This window comes from Pseudoneobacillus rhizolycopersici (assembly GCF_054786815.1).
On sequence record NZ_JBTOOE010000216.1, the window covers coordinates 1 to 243 of the forward strand.

Below are 243 nucleotides of genomic sequence, written 5' to 3' on the forward strand. Positions count from 1 at the left end.
TCTTGGCCGCGTACATGGACCACACGGGCTTGGACGAAAACGAAGCCACGTCGGACGGCCAGTACCCGCGCCTGCTCACCGACGCCGAGCTGGACGGCATGACCTACACGTACACCGATGAGGATGAGCTGCCCACCGAGCAGGCCAGCTTCCGCACGGCGCTGGAGCGCGCGATCGCCAATGGCGAGGCCGCAGAAGCACCTTCCCTCTTCGCCACGACGGAGTTCTGAGGATGAGTCCGTC

Annotated in this window: 1 protein-coding gene; it reads left to right on the forward strand. The window is 65.4% G+C overall.

Annotation, left to right across the window (positions count from 1 at the left end; genetic code table 11):
* Positions 1–230 (forward strand): hypothetical protein (locus ACX9YW_RS23490; protein WP_460351209.1); only part of this gene is annotated, 230 nt, incomplete at its 5' end.
* Between the last annotated feature and the right edge of the window lie 13 nt (positions 231–243).